This is a genomic window from Parabacteroides faecalis, assembly GCF_022809355.1.
GTDB classification, from domain to species: domain Bacteria; phylum Bacteroidota; class Bacteroidia; order Bacteroidales; family Tannerellaceae; genus Parabacteroides; species Parabacteroides faecalis.
On the sequence record NZ_JAKZMM010000041.1, the window covers coordinates 1 to 16910 of the forward strand.

16 protein-coding genes are annotated in these 16910 nt (G+C 45.5%); 3 read left to right on the top strand and 13 right to left on the bottom strand.

The window, feature by feature from the left end:
* A partial coding sequence (locus tag MUN53_RS13955; protein ID WP_243326085.1) for a hypothetical protein occupies window positions 1-248 on the bottom strand: 248 nt, incomplete at its 3' end.
* 124 nt (window positions 249-372) lie between these two features.
* Here MUN53_RS13955 and MUN53_RS13960 point away from each other — a divergent pair.
* Window positions 373-555: a hypothetical protein gene (locus MUN53_RS13960; protein WP_243326086.1), complete on the top strand. Its 183-nt coding sequence runs from the start codon at window positions 373-375 to the stop codon at window positions 553-555.
* A gap of 208 nt (window positions 556-763) precedes the next feature.
* Here MUN53_RS13960 and MUN53_RS13965 read toward each other — a convergent pair whose 3' ends face one another.
* The 9 genes from MUN53_RS13965 to MUN53_RS14005 all read right to left on the bottom strand — a co-directional run bounded on the left by MUN53_RS13965 (window position 764) and on the right by MUN53_RS14005 (window position 12776).
* A complete protein-coding gene (locus tag MUN53_RS13965) occupies window positions 764-1774 on the bottom strand; it encodes a site-specific integrase (RefSeq protein ID WP_243326087.1) in 1011 nt (336 codons plus the stop codon).
* A gap of 99 nt (window positions 1775-1873) precedes the next feature.
* Window positions 1874-2785, bottom strand: a complete 912-nt coding sequence (locus tag MUN53_RS13970; RefSeq protein ID WP_117887530.1) for a helix-turn-helix domain-containing protein — start codon at window positions 2783-2785, stop codon at window positions 1874-1876.
* Between the two features lie 269 nt (window positions 2786-3054).
* Window positions 3055-4440, bottom strand: coding sequence for a tRNA uridine-5-carboxymethylaminomethyl(34) synthesis GTPase MnmE (gene mnmE / locus MUN53_RS13975; protein WP_243326088.1), 1386 nt, complete (start codon window positions 4438-4440; stop codon window positions 3055-3057).
* A 15-nt stretch (window positions 4441-4455) separates the two neighbouring features.
* Window positions 4456-5577: a DUF362 domain-containing protein gene (locus tag MUN53_RS13980; protein WP_243326089.1), complete on the bottom strand. Its 1122-nt coding sequence runs from the start codon at window positions 5575-5577 to the stop codon at window positions 4456-4458.
* A gap of 204 nt (window positions 5578-5781) precedes the next feature.
* Window positions 5782-6804 carry a metallophosphoesterase gene (locus tag MUN53_RS13985; RefSeq protein ID WP_243326090.1) on the bottom strand — a complete coding sequence of 341 codons (1023 nt, stop codon included), beginning with the start codon at window positions 6802-6804 and terminating at the stop codon, window positions 5782-5784.
* A gap of 16 nt (window positions 6805-6820) precedes the next feature.
* Complete coding sequence (locus MUN53_RS13990; RefSeq protein ID WP_243326091.1) at window positions 6821-8206, bottom strand: hypothetical protein; 1386 nt, start codon at window positions 8204-8206, stop codon at window positions 6821-6823.
* A 41-nt stretch (window positions 8207-8247) separates the two neighbouring features.
* Window positions 8248-10911 carry a TonB-dependent receptor gene (locus MUN53_RS13995; RefSeq protein WP_243326092.1) on the bottom strand — a complete coding sequence of 888 codons (2664 nt, stop codon included), beginning with the start codon at window positions 10909-10911 and terminating at the stop codon, window positions 8248-8250.
* Window positions 10912-11284: 373 nt separating this feature from the next.
* Window positions 11285-12205 (bottom strand): tRNA (adenosine(37)-N6)-dimethylallyltransferase MiaA, encoded by a 921-nt coding sequence (gene miaA, locus MUN53_RS14000; RefSeq protein ID WP_243326094.1) that lies wholly within the window; start codon window positions 12203-12205, stop codon window positions 11285-11287.
* A gap of 7 nt (window positions 12206-12212) precedes the next feature.
* Entirely contained in the window at window positions 12213-12776 is a 564-nt protein-coding gene (locus tag MUN53_RS14005) for an IS1096 element passenger TnpR family protein (protein WP_022454962.1), read from the bottom strand.
* 420 nt (window positions 12777-13196) lie between these two features.
* On the opposite strand from MUN53_RS14005, the gene MUN53_RS14010 reads away from it, so the two are divergent.
* Window positions 13197-14420, top strand: coding sequence for a site-specific integrase (locus MUN53_RS14010; RefSeq protein ID WP_008766703.1), 1224 nt, complete (start codon window positions 13197-13199; stop codon window positions 14418-14420).
* A gap of 22 nt (window positions 14421-14442) precedes the next feature.
* Window positions 14443-15750 carry a site-specific integrase gene (locus MUN53_RS14015; RefSeq protein ID WP_168044564.1) on the top strand — a complete coding sequence of 436 codons (1308 nt, stop codon included), beginning with the start codon at window positions 14443-14445 and terminating at the stop codon, window positions 15748-15750.
* 59 nt (window positions 15751-15809) lie between these two features.
* Here MUN53_RS14015 and MUN53_RS14020 read toward each other — a convergent pair whose 3' ends face one another.
* The 3 genes from MUN53_RS14020 to MUN53_RS14030 are packed head-to-tail and all read right to left on the bottom strand — an operon-like array spanning window position 15810 to window position 16746.
* Window positions 15810-16121, bottom strand: coding sequence for a helix-turn-helix domain-containing protein (locus tag MUN53_RS14020; protein WP_025076665.1), 312 nt, complete (start codon window positions 16119-16121; stop codon window positions 15810-15812).
* A complete protein-coding gene (locus tag MUN53_RS14025; RefSeq protein ID WP_008766700.1) occupies window positions 16118-16411 on the bottom strand; it encodes a helix-turn-helix domain-containing protein in 294 nt (97 codons plus the stop codon). The genes MUN53_RS14020 and MUN53_RS14025 overlap by 4 nt, the downstream gene beginning before the upstream one ends.
* 5 nt (window positions 16412-16416) lie before the next feature.
* Window positions 16417-16746, bottom strand: a complete 330-nt coding sequence (locus MUN53_RS14030; protein WP_008766699.1) for a helix-turn-helix domain-containing protein — start codon at window positions 16744-16746, stop codon at window positions 16417-16419.
* Window positions 16747-16910: the final 164 nt, after the last annotated feature.

The following is a 16910-nucleotide window of genomic DNA, read 5'->3' on the forward strand; positions in this document are numbered from 1 at the left end:
ATGAAATTTTCAAAAGTAAGTTTGTAAGCTTCTTTTTTGAGGAAAATCCAAATGACTTCAATTGGAGATGAAACAAAAGAGGCCATCTCAACTCTATTTTGAGACAGCCTCATACCTTGCTGCTGCCACTTTTCGGCAGTAACCGAAAAGCCTTCGGGTAACTCGAAGGACACCTTGCTGTGCTTTTGAGAGCACAAGAAATCCGTCAGCAAACGGATTTGAATTAGTGCTGTTATTTCGGATTTCAAAGCATCGTTTCCCGATGCCCAAGCTGCCCAAAAGAAGAAAGGAAATGAGGGTATAAGAGGGCATAAGAGAGTGGTTATATCCGCATGAATGCTTGCAAGCCAGACTGCGTGTGGGTTCTCGTGAATGCAAACACGTGCGGACATACACACACTAGCCTGCAAGCCTGCCCGCACTCCGACCTGCCAGCCATCCTGCTTGCCTGCCGACCGGTCTGCCTGCGTGCCTGCCGGCACACAGACAAGCGTGCAGGCAGGCTATTCGCAAACGATTAGGCTCAAATACAATGTGGAAACGGCATTGAATTAAAAGTAGGACAGTGCTACTGATTTTCATCAGCAAGATGTGCAACAAATGTACAATAATGACAAGATGTTTGATTTACTCTATTTTTCAGAGGAATAACTTTGGCAATAAGGAAGAAAAACACTACTTTTGCAAATGAGAAAAGCGTTCTTATGATTAGTGCAGAACATAGCAGAATATAGAAGCCTGCTGGTTTCCAAGTCGTTACCTGTCAAGCTGATAATCTTTGTAAGTCCCTTGTTTTCAATGAGTAAGAGAAAGTAATATGTCTTGCCACATGGAAGGTTATGTGTTTTTTGATTCCGGCTTCCGAAATCCATTGCTTGAGAGGCTGATTCGTCATAGCTCTGGTCAGTCCTTTAAATACACGACCAGAACCAGGGATACCACATAGTTCCAATGCTTCGTTACTGATGGGGAGAGTGGCTTCCGTCTCTGTCTTTTCTGTACAAATTCTGATGTAATAACCATTGTCAGGGCCGACTTCAATATTATCCCATGTAAGCTGTAAAATATCGCTGATACGAAGACCGGTCATACAGGAGAATAATGAAGCTTGTTTCAGTATAGGAATCTTGCATGGTGTAGCGGCCAGTTTCTTAACTTCTGCTAATGTGAGATACTGCTTTTTGACTTCTTTCCATTCAATCTTGTCTATGAAGTCATTCAGATTTTCACGTAGCATCTTCTCTTGATAAGCTATTTTCAGTAATGCACGGAAAGTTGAAAAATAGCCAGCTGCCGAATTCCTCGAAACGCTGATATTAGGGTGACGGATCTGTTTACAGTTCAGTAGATACTGCCTGAACTTCTGACAAAGCTCTACCGTTACATCACCGAAAGTGCAATAGCCGTTTACAAACTTTTCAAAATGCTGGTAAACGCAGTCCCATTTGTGATACTTCAGTTTTGCTTTCTCACGAAAATAGGCAAGGAAGTCAGCTTTCATTTTGTGCTTGTCAAGAAATCCAAATTCCTCATTAACGATTGCCTGTACTCTGATACAACGAATGGCTTCAGCCTTACTCAGCATTTCATTGTTGAAATCACGTTCAATCTCATTTTTAGGACGGGCATAGATATAAATGCCAAGATATTCCCTGCGACTCATTTTCATTGTGTACGGATTGCGAATAGCCGGATAATAATCCAGATAGAGAGAAATTCTGCCGTTACTGATAACTCTTTGTCTCAATGTTACGTTAGTACATGTAAGTGCCATAAGATTAATGTTTTTGGTTGATAAATTATTATTATCGGTACAAATTAAACTGGTGTTTTCTTGGTGAATACTCACACCGGGAAATAACTTATACCGGGATTATTCAATGATAGGATCTTCGAACAAATTATCGAGCTCAGCTTTGGATATAAGAGTATATTTCCCCTTCTTAATCTTGGGAATTTGATGATACTTGGTATAATGGTATAGCTGGTCTCTTGTTATTTTGAATTTTTCCATCGCTTCTTGAACTGTGTAGTATTTGGGCTCTTCAGCCTGACGTATTCCTTTTGCTATATCGAAGTGCTTTTTTGAATAATATACTGTAATACCAACCTTCTTTTTCGGAATGGCATTTTTATAAACAAAAGAGTATATAGCGTTAAGGCTCATTTGAAATTTGTCCTGTACTTCTTGCACACTATACCATTCTGTAATGTCTGCATCTGGAGCCTTCGAGGAAAAATAAGCATCAACATGCTTTTTACTCCAGTAAGTCTTACCACGGTTGAATGTCTTTGGAATTTTATTCTTCTTAGACATAACAAAAATCCATGATTCACTTACATTGAATTTTTTCATTATTTCGGCTGTAGTATAAAATTCTTTGATAGGTAGAGTGTCCTTGGGCATTCTAAATTCATAAGGATGCCGTTTTAACATCTCATCTATATCAGAGCGTTTGACGAAAGATAATCTGCTGCTAATTTTTGAAGCTTGAAGGTATCCTTTATAGACCATCTTATAGACTGCTTGTCTGGTAATACCTAAAAGAATTCCAACCTCTGAGAAAGATAGAAACTCTTTATCCTTAATTGTGATGATGGGTAGTTCCTCAATCCTATTTTGAGTATTCTCTTCAGTAGCCTTAATGTTTTTCTCTCTTTCTCTTTTTTTGTAAGCTAAATTTGCACACCTGTGAGAGCAGTACTTTGTACTTATTTTTTGTGCTTCGAATCGTGTTCCACACCATTCGCAAATCTTTTTAATTTTAGTGTTACTTGCTGGCATATTACTCAAATTTTAAATGTTTATTTCGCTTTATTTCTCCCGTTATGTGTCAACTATCGTAAATCTTAGTAAACCATAGTCAACTTTCTCCACAACCTGTCCAGCGTAAAATGCCGGAATTTTGCTTCGTGGTACAAAAACGGTACAAAAAGATGATGTGCAAAGCTTATAAATGACTAATATTGACAGTAGAGCAACAAAAAAGGCGCCCCGTAAAGAGCGCCATATCAATCGATTATAATCAATTTAACTCATTGATAATCAGATAGTTATTTGCCGATGCAAAAGTGCTTGAATATATTCCCTAATACTTCATCTGTTGTGACATCACCTACGATGTCGGAGAGATGGAAAATACATTCTCGAAGATCTTGAGAGATAAAGTCTCCCGAGAGATCGTTGTTTAATCCGTCTTGTACGCGATGGATGGCATCCAATGCATGGCTGAGCGCTTCGTAGTGCCGCACGTTGCTGACCACAACATCGTTTTGTGAGAGTGCCGGAATTTGAGCCGATTCGACAAGCATGGACTGGAGTTCATTGATTCCTTGCTTTTGTTTGGCCGATATCGGGATGGTCTTTGTCTGCTTCGGGAAGCCTGACAGATCAATCGGAATGTTTTCTGCCATGTCTGATTTGTTGAGTACCAGAATGAGCTGCTTGTCTTGGCATAATGGCAGGATCTTTCCGGATAACTGGGTGATTTGCTGTGAAGCTTCCGATAAATCAATAACCCAAAGAACAATGTCTGCCTGTTCCAGTTTCTGGAAGGTGCGTTCGATTCCCAGGTTTTCGATGGTGTCGTGTGTATCACGGATACCAGCGGTGTCGATAAAGCGGAATTGTAGTCCATGGATGTACATCGTGTCTTCAATCACGTCGCGTGTGGTTCCGTGAATGTCGCTAACAATGGCCTTTTCTTCGTTCAGCAGGGCATTGAGCAGCGTTGACTTTCCGGCATTGGTTTCACCGATGATGGCGACAGGAATACCGTTCTTGATGGCATTCCCCACTTTGAACGAATGGACAAGGTGTGAAATGACCTGCTCGATTTGTACGGCAAGTTCTTTCAGCTCGGACCGGTCGGCAAATTCCAGCTCTTCGTGATCAGCGAAATCAAGTTCGAGTTCCATCAGTGAAGTTATGTGCAGGAGTTTGGCACGCAGCTCTTTTAATTCCTGACTGAATCCGCCGCGCATCTGACTCAGGGCGAGCCGGTGCTGACCAGCTGATGTGGAGGCAATCAGATCGGCTACGGCTTCGGCTTGACTCAGGTCCATTTTCCCGTTCATGAATGCCCGTTGTGTGAATTCTCCCGGCTTTGCCAGGCGGCAACCCGTAGCAACCAGCAGTTGCAAGATACGTTGCTGGATATATACTGAACCGTGACACGTGATTTCGACCGTGTCTTCGCCGGTGAATGAATGTGGGGCACGAAACAAAGCCATCATGACATCATCGACAGCTTCACCCTTTTCTACAATGGTTCCGTAGGTGAGCGAATAGGCCGGCTGCAGTGCGAGCGATTTTCCTGCTTTCCGGGGTTGAAAGATCCGGTCGCAAAGCGAAATGGCTTCCTTTCCGGAGATACGGATGACGGCAATGCCTCCCACACCGGGAGCCGTCGAGATGGCACAGATGGTTTCGTTTGTCATAGGAGTGATGTTTAATTATACGGTTATCAATTCATATTCCTGAGTTCCGATACCGATCTTCTCGGCATGTTCCAGACCTGCCTGCCAGTTTGTATCTGGATGGATGATGTGGAACTTGTCGGCTCCTTCCAAATGTTCGTGCGGATGTTTCTTCGACAAGCAGTTGTCTGTTTGCAAGGTCGGTGCATTGATGACCAGGTCGGCACAAGCCTTGTCGAGAGCTACGGGATCGAACGAAGCGGCAATACCCAAATCAGGTACGATGGCTGCATCATTGTGATTCCAGCAGTCGCATTCCGGTGATACATTCATGATGAAGCTGATGTGGAAGTGCGGTTTGTCGAGCAACACGGCCTTGGTGTATTCTGCGATTTTGCAGTTCAGGTTCTCGGATGTATCCCATGAAGCCAGTACAGCACCGTCGTATTGGCAAAGAGCCACACACTGTCCGCAACCCACACACTTGTTATAGTCGATGACAGCCTTGCGGTTCTCGTCGAGGTGGATGGCTTCGTGGCGGCAATGTTTAACGCAGATATTACAGCCTTTGCAGTGGTCACGGTCTATTTTCGGTTGAGAAGCTCCGTGCAGTTCCAGCTTGCCGGCTACACTGGCGCAACCCATACCCAGGTTCTTCAACGCGCCGCCAAAGCCCGTCTGTTCGTGTCCTTTGAAGTGATTCATCGTGATGATGACGTCGGCATCGGCAATGGCCGAACCGATTTTAGGTGCCTTGCAATATTCGCCGTTGATTTCGATCTCGCGGCATTCAGTACCTTTCAGTCCGTCGGCGATGATGACATCACATTGGGCAGAAATCGGGTTGAATCCGTTTTCCATCGCGCTTTTCAAGTGATCCACAGCGTTGGCGCGGCGGCCCGAATATAAGGTATTACAATCGGTCAAGAATGGCTTTCCGCCCAGCTCACGGATGATGTTTGCCATGCGGGCGGCGTAGTTCGGACGGATATAAGCCAGGTTGCCCGGCTCGCCAAAATGAATTTTAATCGCTACAAACTGTTTCTGAAAGTCGATGCCTGCAATACCGGCACGCTTAACAACACGTTCCATCTTGTCGAGCAAGTTACTAGACGGTGTTGTTCTCAGATTGGTAAAATAAACTTTTGAAGGTTCCATATCTCTTTATTGGTTTTGCCGGCAAAGGTAACAATTTTTTTCGGGCTTGCTTTTCGCCGGATAGAAAAAGCAGCGTGTTTGCATCTCCGATTGGAAGACAGGTGAACAGATTAAGCTAGGATGGGAGTGGGTGGTCAGTAGAAAGAAGTACAAACAACAAGGGCGTAACGAGTTTATTTTCGCTACGCCCCTTGCCTGGTAGATTTATTTCTTCAGGCTATGCTGATAGAGGATTTTTCCTTTACTGTTATAGAGGAAGAAGGTCAGTTCGTTGTCGTTGAGCGAGAAGAGAGTGAAACCAGCTTCCGGACTACAGAATTGTGTGCCCTCGGTTTGATTCACTTTGCGTGCCAACGAGCCGGAACTGTTGACAAGATATTCAACCTGGCTGTCGGCCCGTTTGATGTGCTGGAAATTATGGATGTGTCCGCACAAGTACATATCGACACCATACTTCTCGAGCAACGGTTTGACACGATCTTGCATATCCTTGCGCTCGGTATCCGATTTGCTTGTATCGGCAAAGATCGGATGATGACCTACAACCAGTTTCCATTTAGCTTTGGACGCAGCCAGCGCTTTCTCCAGCCACTTGAGCTGATCGTCAATGCTCTGTTTGCCGGCATCGGCATATTTCTCTGTATTCTTCCGATATTTCTCGATAAGAGGCGGTGTATCGATGAAGAATATCTCTAACGATTCGTTTTCGCCAGCCTCGAACACTTTGCTGTAATAACGTGCCGGAGCAATCCAGCGGCGGCTGACCTTGCTGTAATCCTGCACAGCCTGGGTATTGCCACGGTATTCGTGATTTCCGTTGATCGCAAACCAGTCGAGCATCAGTTCCGGATGGCTGTAGATCAACTCATAGTTGGTCATCCAAAGCGGATCCTGCGTGCTGGCCACTCCGTTGAAGTGGTGCGTATCACCGGCTGCTACGATGAATTCCAGGTCAATCTTCTCGGCCAGGTTACCCATCAGCTCGGCAATCGGCTTCTGTTCGTAATATCCGTTTCGCCCCAAGTCGCTCACCAGATAGAAGTTGAGATTGTCTTCCGGGATATTCGGGACATCAAAAGAAGCGTTGCCGGGTAATAGGGTAGCGGCTTTATCAGCCTTGTCTGAAAGTTTTTCTTCCTTCCGGTCCACCGACCCTTGGGTACAACTTCCCAGGGCTGTGGTGGCGAAAAGAGCTGTCAATGCTTGTAAGTAAGTTCTTCTGTTCATCTTGTTTTCTGTTTAATTAGTTGGCACCGAAAGCTCCGAACTGAGCTTGAACGGCTGGAGATGTATAACTCTTTCCATTTACATTCAGTCCGTTGCTACCGAACAAAGGAGTAGCAAACGCATCACTGCCTGCATAAGCTCCGCTCAAGACCGGAGAGCCAGCGTTGACATGGAAATCCCAAGCTGAATCATAGCTGTAACTAGTCAGAGCCACCTGATTGATATCGAAGTTAACGAACTGCGGATCTTTCAGATCATCTTCCGTAGCGATCACACTGTTTGCATCTACTACACCCTGGTTGTAATCTTCGTGTTCGTAGTTATAACCGGCCCAGGCATACGCAACACCACTTTCTTCTTCGAAGATGATGTCACTCTTCTGGCTGCCAGAAGCATAGAAGTTGTAATCAATTACAGATGCATCTGCATATCCTTCTTCCGGATCATTCGGAATATTGAAGCTCGGAGTCATGGCACGGAACTTACAGTTGACGATCAGGTTGTTGAATACATTGGCCAACGCATTCTTCTCAACGTAGATACAACCACCTTTTTCGCCGTCACGACGCCAGCCGGCATTGATGATGGTGTTGTTGTAAGCCTGGATTTTAGCCTGGCCACGATTTTCGCTCTGACCAGAACTTGACAGTTTCAAGCCATTTGTATTCGGACTGAACATAATGTTGTTGGCAACGTCTACCTGGCAACCAGCTTTTACATTGACTGCTTCAGCTCCGTCATATCCATTGGCTGCAAAGATGTTGTTGGCAATGATAGCTTGTCCGCCCATCAGATAGATACCATCAGACCAACCGTTGCGGATGATAGAGTTGGTAATGACATATTTTCCGTTGATGTTGTTGGTCGTGATCTGTGGATAAGCATCATCACCTGCGGTATAAACACCGTTGGTTGCAGCTGGAGAACCTTCGATAACTTGTCCGCCTGTATATTCGATGATCGTATGATCAATCAACATTTCAGCACACGTATTGGATGCAACGATACCACCCCATAAACCGGCGAATGTATTGGCTTCGGTACGGTCTTCTTCAGCCACTGTCAGGCGAACCGGATTTTCAGCTGTACCTTCGCAATATAAGTTTCCGTCAACCGTAAATTCGATCGGAGCATGATTGGCACCTACACCAGCATCGTCGAAGATTACTTGTACACCTTCTTCGATTGTCAGACTTTCGCCTTCAGGCACGACGATGTGTCCGGAGACTTTTATCACGCTGTTAGCTTCCCATACACCAGAAACATTACCTTCTACCGTTTCATCTGCAGGATTTTCGGTATCCGGGTTATTGTTGTCCGGATTCACTGGGTCGTCTTCACTACAAGCTACTAAAGTCATTGAAGCGATAGCAGCGCTAATCAAATAAGCATTCCATTTCATGATTGTAGATAATTAATTGTTGTTATTATTTTCTTTCGTTCTTAAAGTTTGAATCTGATACCAAGCATAAACGACTGTCCGTGCCATTCTTTCCGTTCGATCACGTTTCCATCATGGCGTTCAGACTCGACGCTGTCTGTATGCGGTCCGTTTTGGATGAAACGGAGCAATGGTATATCCAACAGGTTGGAAGCCTTGGCAAAGATACTGATGCCATTCTTGAAGCTTTTCTCAACCGATGCATCCAGTTGTGAATAGCCGGCTTCCCAGATATCGTCGTTATACCAGTTGGAAATATCGCTCAACCGTTTTCCGGTGTAACTGAAAGCCAACTGACCTTCCCATTGGTATTTGGTCTCTTTGAACAAGAGTGACAAATTCGCCACATGAGCTGCCTGGCCGAACAACGGACGGCTTTGTTTGACTGAGGTTACTTCCGAGCCATTCATGGTTCGTTTGTCGGTGGTTACTTCAGAGTGCGTGTAAGTATAATTGGCTTTCACGCCGAACCAGTTGAAGTACTTCATAATGTCGATTTCAACACCCAGATTAGTAGCATCGCCGAAATTCATCGGTTTGTAGTATGTATCCTGACCTTCGTTCAGCAAACCATATTCGATCGGGTCATTGAGTTTCTTATAGAACAAGCCTACCATGAACTGTTCGGATGATTTGGGGAAAAACTCATAACGCAGGTCGATGTTGTCGGCTACGGTATGTTTCAGGTCCGGATTACCTTTTTCCTTGTAGTCCTCGTTAATGATGCTGTACGGAACAATCTCGAAGAAACTCGGACGGTTGATAGAGCGGGCATACGAGAAACGCAGGTTGGCGTTCTTATGCACATTGTATTTGGCATGGAAGCTGGGCAACACATCTGTATATTTCTGGTTACCTTCCGGATCAACATCGCGGGCAAACTTCAGGACATAACCTTGATCGGTATGTTCCACACGGACACCTCCGATAAATTCCCACTTGTTCCAGGTATATTTTGCCATACCGTATCCGGCACCGATTCTTTCGGTCGCATCATAGTTCAACGGGTCTCCGATATTACCATATTTACGCGGAGTAAACTGTATCTCGTCGAAGTTATACCAATCCTGGTTGATGTATTGTGGATCTTTAGAGCCGGTAGCCGAATCGAATGTGTATTCATTGAAGAAGCTGTCACGCTTTTTATCGCGATACATACCTCCAGCAGAGAAATCGAATGCGGAACCGTTGTCGAGCTTCAGCTTATAAGATAAATCGATGTATCCGGCTTTATCTTTATCGGAGTTGTGCTCCCAGCGACGGATCGCAGCGCCTGAAGTCTGGATATGCGAACCTAACATATAGATCTCGGCATTATCGGGTGTTTCACTGAAGGCCTTTGATACTACAGCCGACCAGTTCAGTTTCAGGACTCCGTCTTCCAGGAAGAGATGTTCACCTTTCAGGGTAGAATTGATAATGTACTGGCGGTTCCATTTCATACGGATGGCCCGTTCCTTTTCATCTTCTCCGTCGCGTACTTCGGCTTCCCGCATATCCATATATCCGTTATACCAGGTCAGTTTATGATTCGGATTGATATGATAGTCGAATTTGGCGTGTGCACCGATACGTGTTTGTTGTGATGAGTAGTTACGGTCTTCGATACCGTTGTGAGTCGTTCCCGGCTGATAATAAATCTGGCTTTCTTTACCACGGTAGGTATTCAGATAGCTGGCAGCCAGCATAACACCCAATTTATTCTCGAAGAAGCGGTCGCCATACGAGAAACCTCCGGTAATGTCGGGCATTGGCTTCTTCCATTTCATGTGCAGATTGGATGTGGTGAAGTCGTTCATGGTTACTTTGTAGTCTTCCGGTTTTCCCATCGCTTCATACGGAGACTGTTTCTGGATGGCACCATAATTGAATGACTGGAAATCGCGGCCGAAATACATGGCATTATATCCTGTAGAAAGATTGGCCGTGAGCTGACGTTCGGTAGGAGCATCTTTCATGATCAGATTGACTGCACCTCCAATGCCATCGCCTTCCATATTGGCTGTTAATGATTTGGTTACTTCCAACCGATCGAGCATTTCTGAAGGGAAGATATCCAGTGGAACAAACCGGTTCTTATTGTCCGGACTTGGAATCTTCACACCATTGATCAGTGTATAATTATAACGTTTGTCCATACCACGCAGAATGGCATACTGTCCTTCACCACTGCTGTTGCGTTCGATCGTTACTCCCGACATACGTTGGATAACATTGGCTACCGTGATATCGGGCGACAGTTCGATGGCTTTGGCACTCATGACGTTGACTACGTTCATGGCTTGCTTCTCGATGCCGCGGGCTCCGGCTTCCGTTCTTCCCGGATTATGGGCGATCACTGTTACGTCTTTCAGTACCTGCGTATCTGAATCCAGATTGAATAAGATGAGTTCATTGGAAGAGGCTTTGACCACCTTTTCACTTGTTTTATAACTGATGTAACTACATACAATCGTAATGTTTTTGTTTTCCGGCACATTGTCGATGATGAAAGAACCGTCTAAGCCGGTCGTGGAGCCGATGTTGGGATATTCCTTAATAAAGATGGTAGCTCCGATGAGTTCTTCTCCTGTCTTGGCGTCTTTTACTTTTCCTTTGTAAACCGAGGCGCCTGCTTCTGTAGCTGCTAAGATGATGCATGCGAATGTAACAACCAATAGTCTCATTGCTTTATTTTATTTTACGGCGCAAAAGTATTGTGTTGGTGTAACACTTTATTTTCAAATGTGCTACAAAACTGTTTCCGGGTTGTTACAATTGGGTTAAAAGCTTGTGAAGGGTATTATCGTATGGCTACAAAATTTTCGCTGAGACTCATTGAGATCGTCGTATGGCTGCAAAAGCTCCGCTGAGGCTCATTGGAATCGCCGTATGGCTGCAAAAGCTCCGCTGAGGCTCATTGAGATCGTTGTAGGGCTACAAAAACTCCGCTGAGGCTCATTGGAATCGCCGTATGGCTGCAAAAGCTCCGCTGAGGCTCATTGAGATCGTTGTAGGGCTACAAAAACTCCGCTGAGGCTCATTGAGATCGTCGTATGGCTACAAAAGTTTTGCAGACTTTCCTTCCAATTGAGATTTTATGTATGCCATGATTTCGGTTTCCTGATCCGGATGAAACCAGGCAATATCCGGATTCCGTTTAAACCACGTCATTTGCTTGCGGGCATAAACCCGACTGTTACGTTTGATTTTCTCGATGGCAAAGTCGAGAGGCCATTCGCCGTCAAAGTAGTGGAAGAGTTCTTTGTAACCAACCGTATTCAGCGAGTTCAGATGGCGGAACGGATATACGCGGCGTGCTTCTTCCAATAAGCCGTCGGCCATCATCTGATCAACTCGTTGGTTGATACGTTCGCAAAGTTCTTCCCGCTCGCGTTTCAATCCGATCTGGATAATCCGGAACGGTCGTTCTTTATGCTGGCGGGTACGATACGAAGAGTAGGGAAGTCCGGTTTGCCGGCAAATCTCAACGGCATGGATAACCCGTTTATAATTGTTCCGGTCTACTTCCTCGTAGTGAACCGGATCAGCCATTTTCAGTTCTTCCAATAATGGAGCCAGGCCGTTCTGTTCATAATCCTGCCATACGGCTTCCCGTATTTCAGGTAAAACGGTGGGAATATCATCAATCCCTTTGGTGACGGCATCAATATACATCATGCTGCCGCCTGTCATAACTGCTACCGGATTGGTCTGATATAATTGTTGAAGGAGAGACATCACGTCACTTTCAAACTGACTGGCACTGTAGTAATCGGTGAGTTCGAGCATCCCGACTAGATAATGCCTGACGCGTGCCATTTGTACAGCAGTTGGGGCTGCCGTACCGATTGGTAAATCTTTATAGACCTGACGGGAGTCGGATGAAATGATCGGAGCATTGAAATATTCAGCTATCCGAAGACTTAATTCTGTCTTTCCGACTCCTGTCGGTCCAAGTAAAACAATTAATGCGTTCATTGACGAATTAATATCTGTCGTCATCATACGGATTATCCATCATGCTGTCGTCCAGACCTTCAAAACCATTTCTGTCGAGTTCATCCATGTCGTATTCTGAATCGCCGTAGAAGTCTTCTCCTATATCTGTAGAAGAATTCATTTTGCTGTCAAATTCATCAATCGGCATGATTTGTACCGGTGCTTCACCTCTCGATTTTGTACATACAGCTTCCTGTAAGTTCTTGTTGGTAATGATTTCTCTCAGTTCCATGAAGAACGCTCTTTCGGTCATATAGTCGAATACATAGAGAAGCTTCTGGTGTTCTTCTTCGAGCAATTCGTCCAAATGCGTATCTTCCATTATATAATTGTCAACATCTGAAGATGTGTCCATTTCTACCAAGGTAACTTCGGTCTTTTTGCTCCAGTCATCCTCACAAATGAAAAAAGAAGCCATTTGGTCTTTGGTGTAGCCAACTGAATCTAAGATGGCATTATGTAAATCCAGAAACGTTGCTTCTGAATCAATCTGAATCTCCCGTTTGAAGTCGTCCACCTCATCTGATAAAAGTAGGAATCTAAATACCATAGTTGTTTTGTTTTTTATGTTGGCTCAAAGATATAAAAACTCGCTCACATACGGATGGATTTCGCAGGAATAATGCAAACTATTGGAATAAAAGGGAGATATGTAGGTTTTACCTATATTCGTCCATTATATGGTTTTGCCCCGTTTTGGAGGAGTTAGGAAAATAAATTGCTACTTATCCGTTGCCTGTTCAAGGTCGAAAACAATATTGGAAAAAGGTCTATGCACTGCCACTGACATCACCGTAAAGAACGCTGTTTCACTCATATTTTGCGAGTACAAAGTTAATGCTTTTTTCGCTAAAGGGAAAAAATACGGGTTCTGAATGTTACGCATGGAGCTTCTTTCCATATTCCGCTATATTCGTCATGCCGTTCATTTGCTCGATATCCGGTAATTTTGCAAACAAAGTAAAAGGTTATGGAACAAGCGAATGTAAAGGTGTCGTTCTACCTCAAAAAGAGCGAGGCGGATGCCGATGGTATGTGTCCTGTAATGGCAAGGCTGAACATCGGCAAGTATTCTGAAGCGGCTTTCAGCCTGAAACTCCGTGTGCCGCAGGCAATATGGAGTTCGGGGCGTGCTTCAGGCAAAAGTGTGAAGGCGAAGGAAATCAACAATCGGCTGGATGAAATCCGTGCGATGGCATTGGGAATCTATGCTGAACTGTCGGTTGTTCGTGACAGTGTGACTGCGGATGATGTCAAAAGTCTGCTGTTGGGTATGGCTGGTGAACAGACAACGTTATTGAGCTACTTCCGCACGTTTATTGAGAACTTCGCGAAGCGCGTGGGTGTAAACCGGACCGAAGGCAGTTTGAGAAGCTATCGGAACGCCTACAACCATGTGGAAAGGTTCATGCGGGAAAAGTACAACTTGTCGGATATCCCGTTTTCGGCATTGACCCTCTCCTTCATACAGGATTACGATTCGCACCTTCGGACAGATTGTCGCCTCTCTCCGGGAACGATTATCAACCTGACCGTGCAGTTGAAAATCATCGTTGGTGAAGCCGTAGCGGACGGCATCATCACCACCTACCCGTTTACCGGCTATGAACCCGTACGCCCGAAACAGAAACGGAGGTATCTCACATCCGAGGAACTGCAACGGCTTATGACCATGCCTCTTCACAGACCGAACCTTTATCTCACACGGGATTTGTTCCTCTTCTCATGCTACACCGGCATCCCGTATAGTGATATGCGGCTTCTGTCGAAAGAGCATCTGTCACTTGCCGATGACGGCACATGGTGGATCAGAAGCTCGCGCCGGAAAACCGGAGTCGAGTTTGAAATCCCCCTGCTGGACCTGCCGTTACATATCATGGAGAAATACAGGGACACAGCGCCGGACGGGAAACTGCTACCCATGTATTCCAACAGCACGATGAACCTTAACTTAAAACGTATCGCAAAACTCTGTGACATAGACTGTCCGCTGGTTTTTCATGCCGGCCGCCATACCTATGCGACCGAAATCACGCTCGGACATGGGGTTCCGCTTGAAACGGTCAGCAAGATGTTGGGACACGCCCGGATTGAGACGACCCAAATCTATGCCAAAGTGACTGACGACAAGATAAATGCCGACACCCGTGTGCTGAACGAGAGGATAGCGGAACGCTTCTCCGTGGTTATTTGACAAACGACTAAAACGCAATAAGATGAAAAAGAAAAGTGAACATGCAGACAAAACCATCAGACATCGCAGTACATTCGCGATACTGTTTTATATCAACCGCACCAAAATGCGCAAGGACGGAACCTGTCAATTATTGTGCAAGGTAAGCATTGATGCCGAATGGGAACAGATTGGCACGAAGGTATCCGTCAATCCCGACATCTGGAATCCGGAAAAAGGCCTTGCCAACGGACGCAGTGCGAATGCGGTGACAGTGAACCGTGCCATAGACGAATTGACGGAGGAGATTACCGGACATTACAACCGGATTAAGAACAGCCTGGGATTCATCACGGCGGAACTGGTGAAGAACGCCGTAATGGGTGTCGGGCTGAAACCGCTTACCCTGCTGGCTCTCTTCCGGGAACATAACGAAGATTTCAGAAGACGTGTTGGGCTGGACCGCATCAAGGAAACGCTTGATTCTTACTTGAGATCGTACAAGCACCTTTCCGCTTTCATCAAGGATAAGAAAGGCGTGGAAGATGTCACGCTACGTAGCCTTGACAAGAATTTCTATGATGATTTTGAACTGTTCCTTTGCAAGGACTGCCACATGATGCCCAAGACCGTGCATGAGCATCTGTACCGCCTGAAAAAGATGACCAAACTGGCAGTCAGCCAGGGAACGCTCCGCCGTGACCCGTACTGCCGTCTCCACCCTGCGTTGCCACGACGGAAGAGCCGCCACATGAAGCTGGAAGACCTCAAGAAACTTATGGAGACTCCCGTGGAGAAACCTCAACTGCAATTCGTGAGGGACATGTTCCTGTTTTCGACCTTTACCGGACTGGCTTACGCGGACTTGAAAAGGTTGAAGACAAGTGACATCACACAGTCCGAAGACGGCGCATGGTGGATTCACATACGCCGTCAAAAGACAGACACGCTTTCATCCGTCCGCCTGTTGGATATTCCCTTACGAATCATTGAAAAATACCGGAACCAGCGACAAGGGGATAATGTGTTCAATGTTTACCGCCGCGGCTATTTTATCCTGCTGACGCGGGAACTGGGAAAGGTGTACGGTTTCGATTTGACCTTCCATCAGGCCCGGCATAATTTCGGAACCCATGTCACACTCTCACTCGGAGTCCCGATAGAGACGGTCAGCCGCATGATGGGACACATGTCGATTTCTACAACGCAACTTTACGCGCAGGTGACGGACAAGAAAGTGGACGAGGACATGAAGGCTTTGAAAGCAAGCGGTTTCAGCGGCACGACTGAACTTTGCGAGGAGGATTTCACCGCTCGGAAAGGCAGAAAAAGGACACCCCACGCTATCTGAAAATCAAGAACGGAGAAACGCATGTCCCTATGAACGAGCCGTTTCTCCGTTTTGTCATGTCACACCCACCGCATATCTTCTTTGCACCGTTTGTAGGCATCCTCTAATATTTTAAGGATGTCCGATTCCTTGTAGAGGGCCTTACCCTGTACCAGATAGTAAGGGACAACACCAAGTGTGCGGTATTCCTGCAATGTCCGTCTGCTGACCCTCAGAATTTTGGATAGTTCCTCGTCCGTCAGGAAACGTTCGCCGTGGAATACGGATTTAGGGGTGTCCTCCATCGCTGCGATTAACCGCTCCATATTGTCAAGTCCCTGAAACAGGACATCGACACGCGGGTCTTTCCGTTCTAAAAAATGATAGCTCATAGTTCTCGTTTTAAGTGGTAGTAATTCGATTCCAATAGTTTGTGTACGTCTTCGGTTTTGAAGAAAATCTTGTGCTTGATGCGTGAGTAAGGCAGGATACCCTTGTCACGGTACACCTGAAGCGTCTTTTTGGATATGCGCAATATCTCGCACACCTCCTGGTTGTCAAGCCACTTTTTTAAGCCGAGGTCTTCCACCGGACGGCACATACCCATTACCTTTTCCTCCAGTTTGCCGAAACGTACCCGAAGTTCATCGAACGTCTGTTTGTCGATACATACTATTTCCATACCAGTCATTTTTTGAGTTGAACATCCATCCGGTTTTTCAGTTTTGGGGGCAACACCTTCCCTTTTTGGTTGAGGAACGCTTCCACTTCGGAGGCCTTGTAGTAAGTCCGTCCGTCAATCATGTAATAGGTGACATACTTCTTCTGGCGGTAACGTGCCAGCGTGCGTTTGGTGATACCGAGCAATTGGCAAAGGTCATAGTTATCCAGAAGTGTGTCGCCTTCCAGACACTCTTTCAACTTGTTCATCCGCTCCAGGGTACGGTCGATCCTATCAAACCGTTCCATGATTTGCATGAGCATTATTTGGACACTTTCGCTGTTTATCTGTAGCATAATGCATTCTGTCTTTAGTGTAAATAATAGTTTTGCTTACACCTTGTCGCGCAACAGGTTATACTACATATAGGGCTAATGGCGTACCAATGACCATGTATTTCACTGAATGGCATTGGCATTCCATTGAAATACAGCGGAATAAAAATTTTTAGTATGAAAAG

Coding starts and splice junctions, on each gene's coding strand:
- MUN53_RS13960 (WP_243326086.1), top strand. CDS start 373: ATGCAAACACGTGCGGACATACACACACTAGCCTGCAAGCCTGCCCGC.
- MUN53_RS13965 (WP_243326087.1), bottom strand. CDS start 1,774: ATGGCACTTACATGTACTAACGTAACATTGAGACAAAGAGTTATCAGT.
- MUN53_RS13970 (WP_117887530.1), bottom strand. CDS start 2,785: ATGCCAGCAAGTAACACTAAAATTAAAAAGATTTGCGAATGGTGTGGA.
- mnmE (WP_243326088.1), bottom strand. CDS start 4,440: ATGACAAACGAAACCATCTGTGCCATCTCGACGGCTCCCGGTGTGGGA.
- MUN53_RS13980 (WP_243326089.1), bottom strand. CDS start 5,577: ATGGAACCTTCAAAAGTTTATTTTACCAATCTGAGAACAACACCGTCT.
- MUN53_RS13985 (WP_243326090.1), bottom strand. CDS start 6,804: ATGAACAGAAGAACTTACTTACAAGCATTGACAGCTCTTTTCGCCACC.
- MUN53_RS13990 (WP_243326091.1), bottom strand. CDS start 8,206: ATGAAATGGAATGCTTATTTGATTAGCGCTGCTATCGCTTCAATGACT.
- MUN53_RS13995 (WP_243326092.1), bottom strand. CDS start 10,911: ATGAGACTATTGGTTGTTACATTCGCATGCATCATCTTAGCAGCTACA.
- miaA (WP_243326094.1), bottom strand. CDS start 12,205: ATGAACGCATTAATTGTTTTACTTGGACCGACAGGAGTCGGAAAGACA.
- MUN53_RS14005 (WP_022454962.1), bottom strand. CDS start 12,776: ATGGTATTTAGATTCCTACTTTTATCAGATGAGGTGGACGACTTCAAA.
- MUN53_RS14010 (WP_008766703.1), top strand. CDS start 13,197: ATGGAACAAGCGAATGTAAAGGTGTCGTTCTACCTCAAAAAGAGCGAG.
- MUN53_RS14015 (WP_168044564.1), top strand. CDS start 14,443: ATGAAAAAGAAAAGTGAACATGCAGACAAAACCATCAGACATCGCAGT.
- MUN53_RS14020 (WP_025076665.1), bottom strand. CDS start 16,121: ATGAGCTATCATTTTTTAGAACGGAAAGACCCGCGTGTCGATGTCCTG.
- MUN53_RS14025 (WP_008766700.1), bottom strand. CDS start 16,411: ATGGAAATAGTATGTATCGACAAACAGACGTTCGATGAACTTCGGGTA.
- MUN53_RS14030 (WP_008766699.1), bottom strand. CDS start 16,746: ATGCTACAGATAAACAGCGAAAGTGTCCAAATAATGCTCATGCAAATC.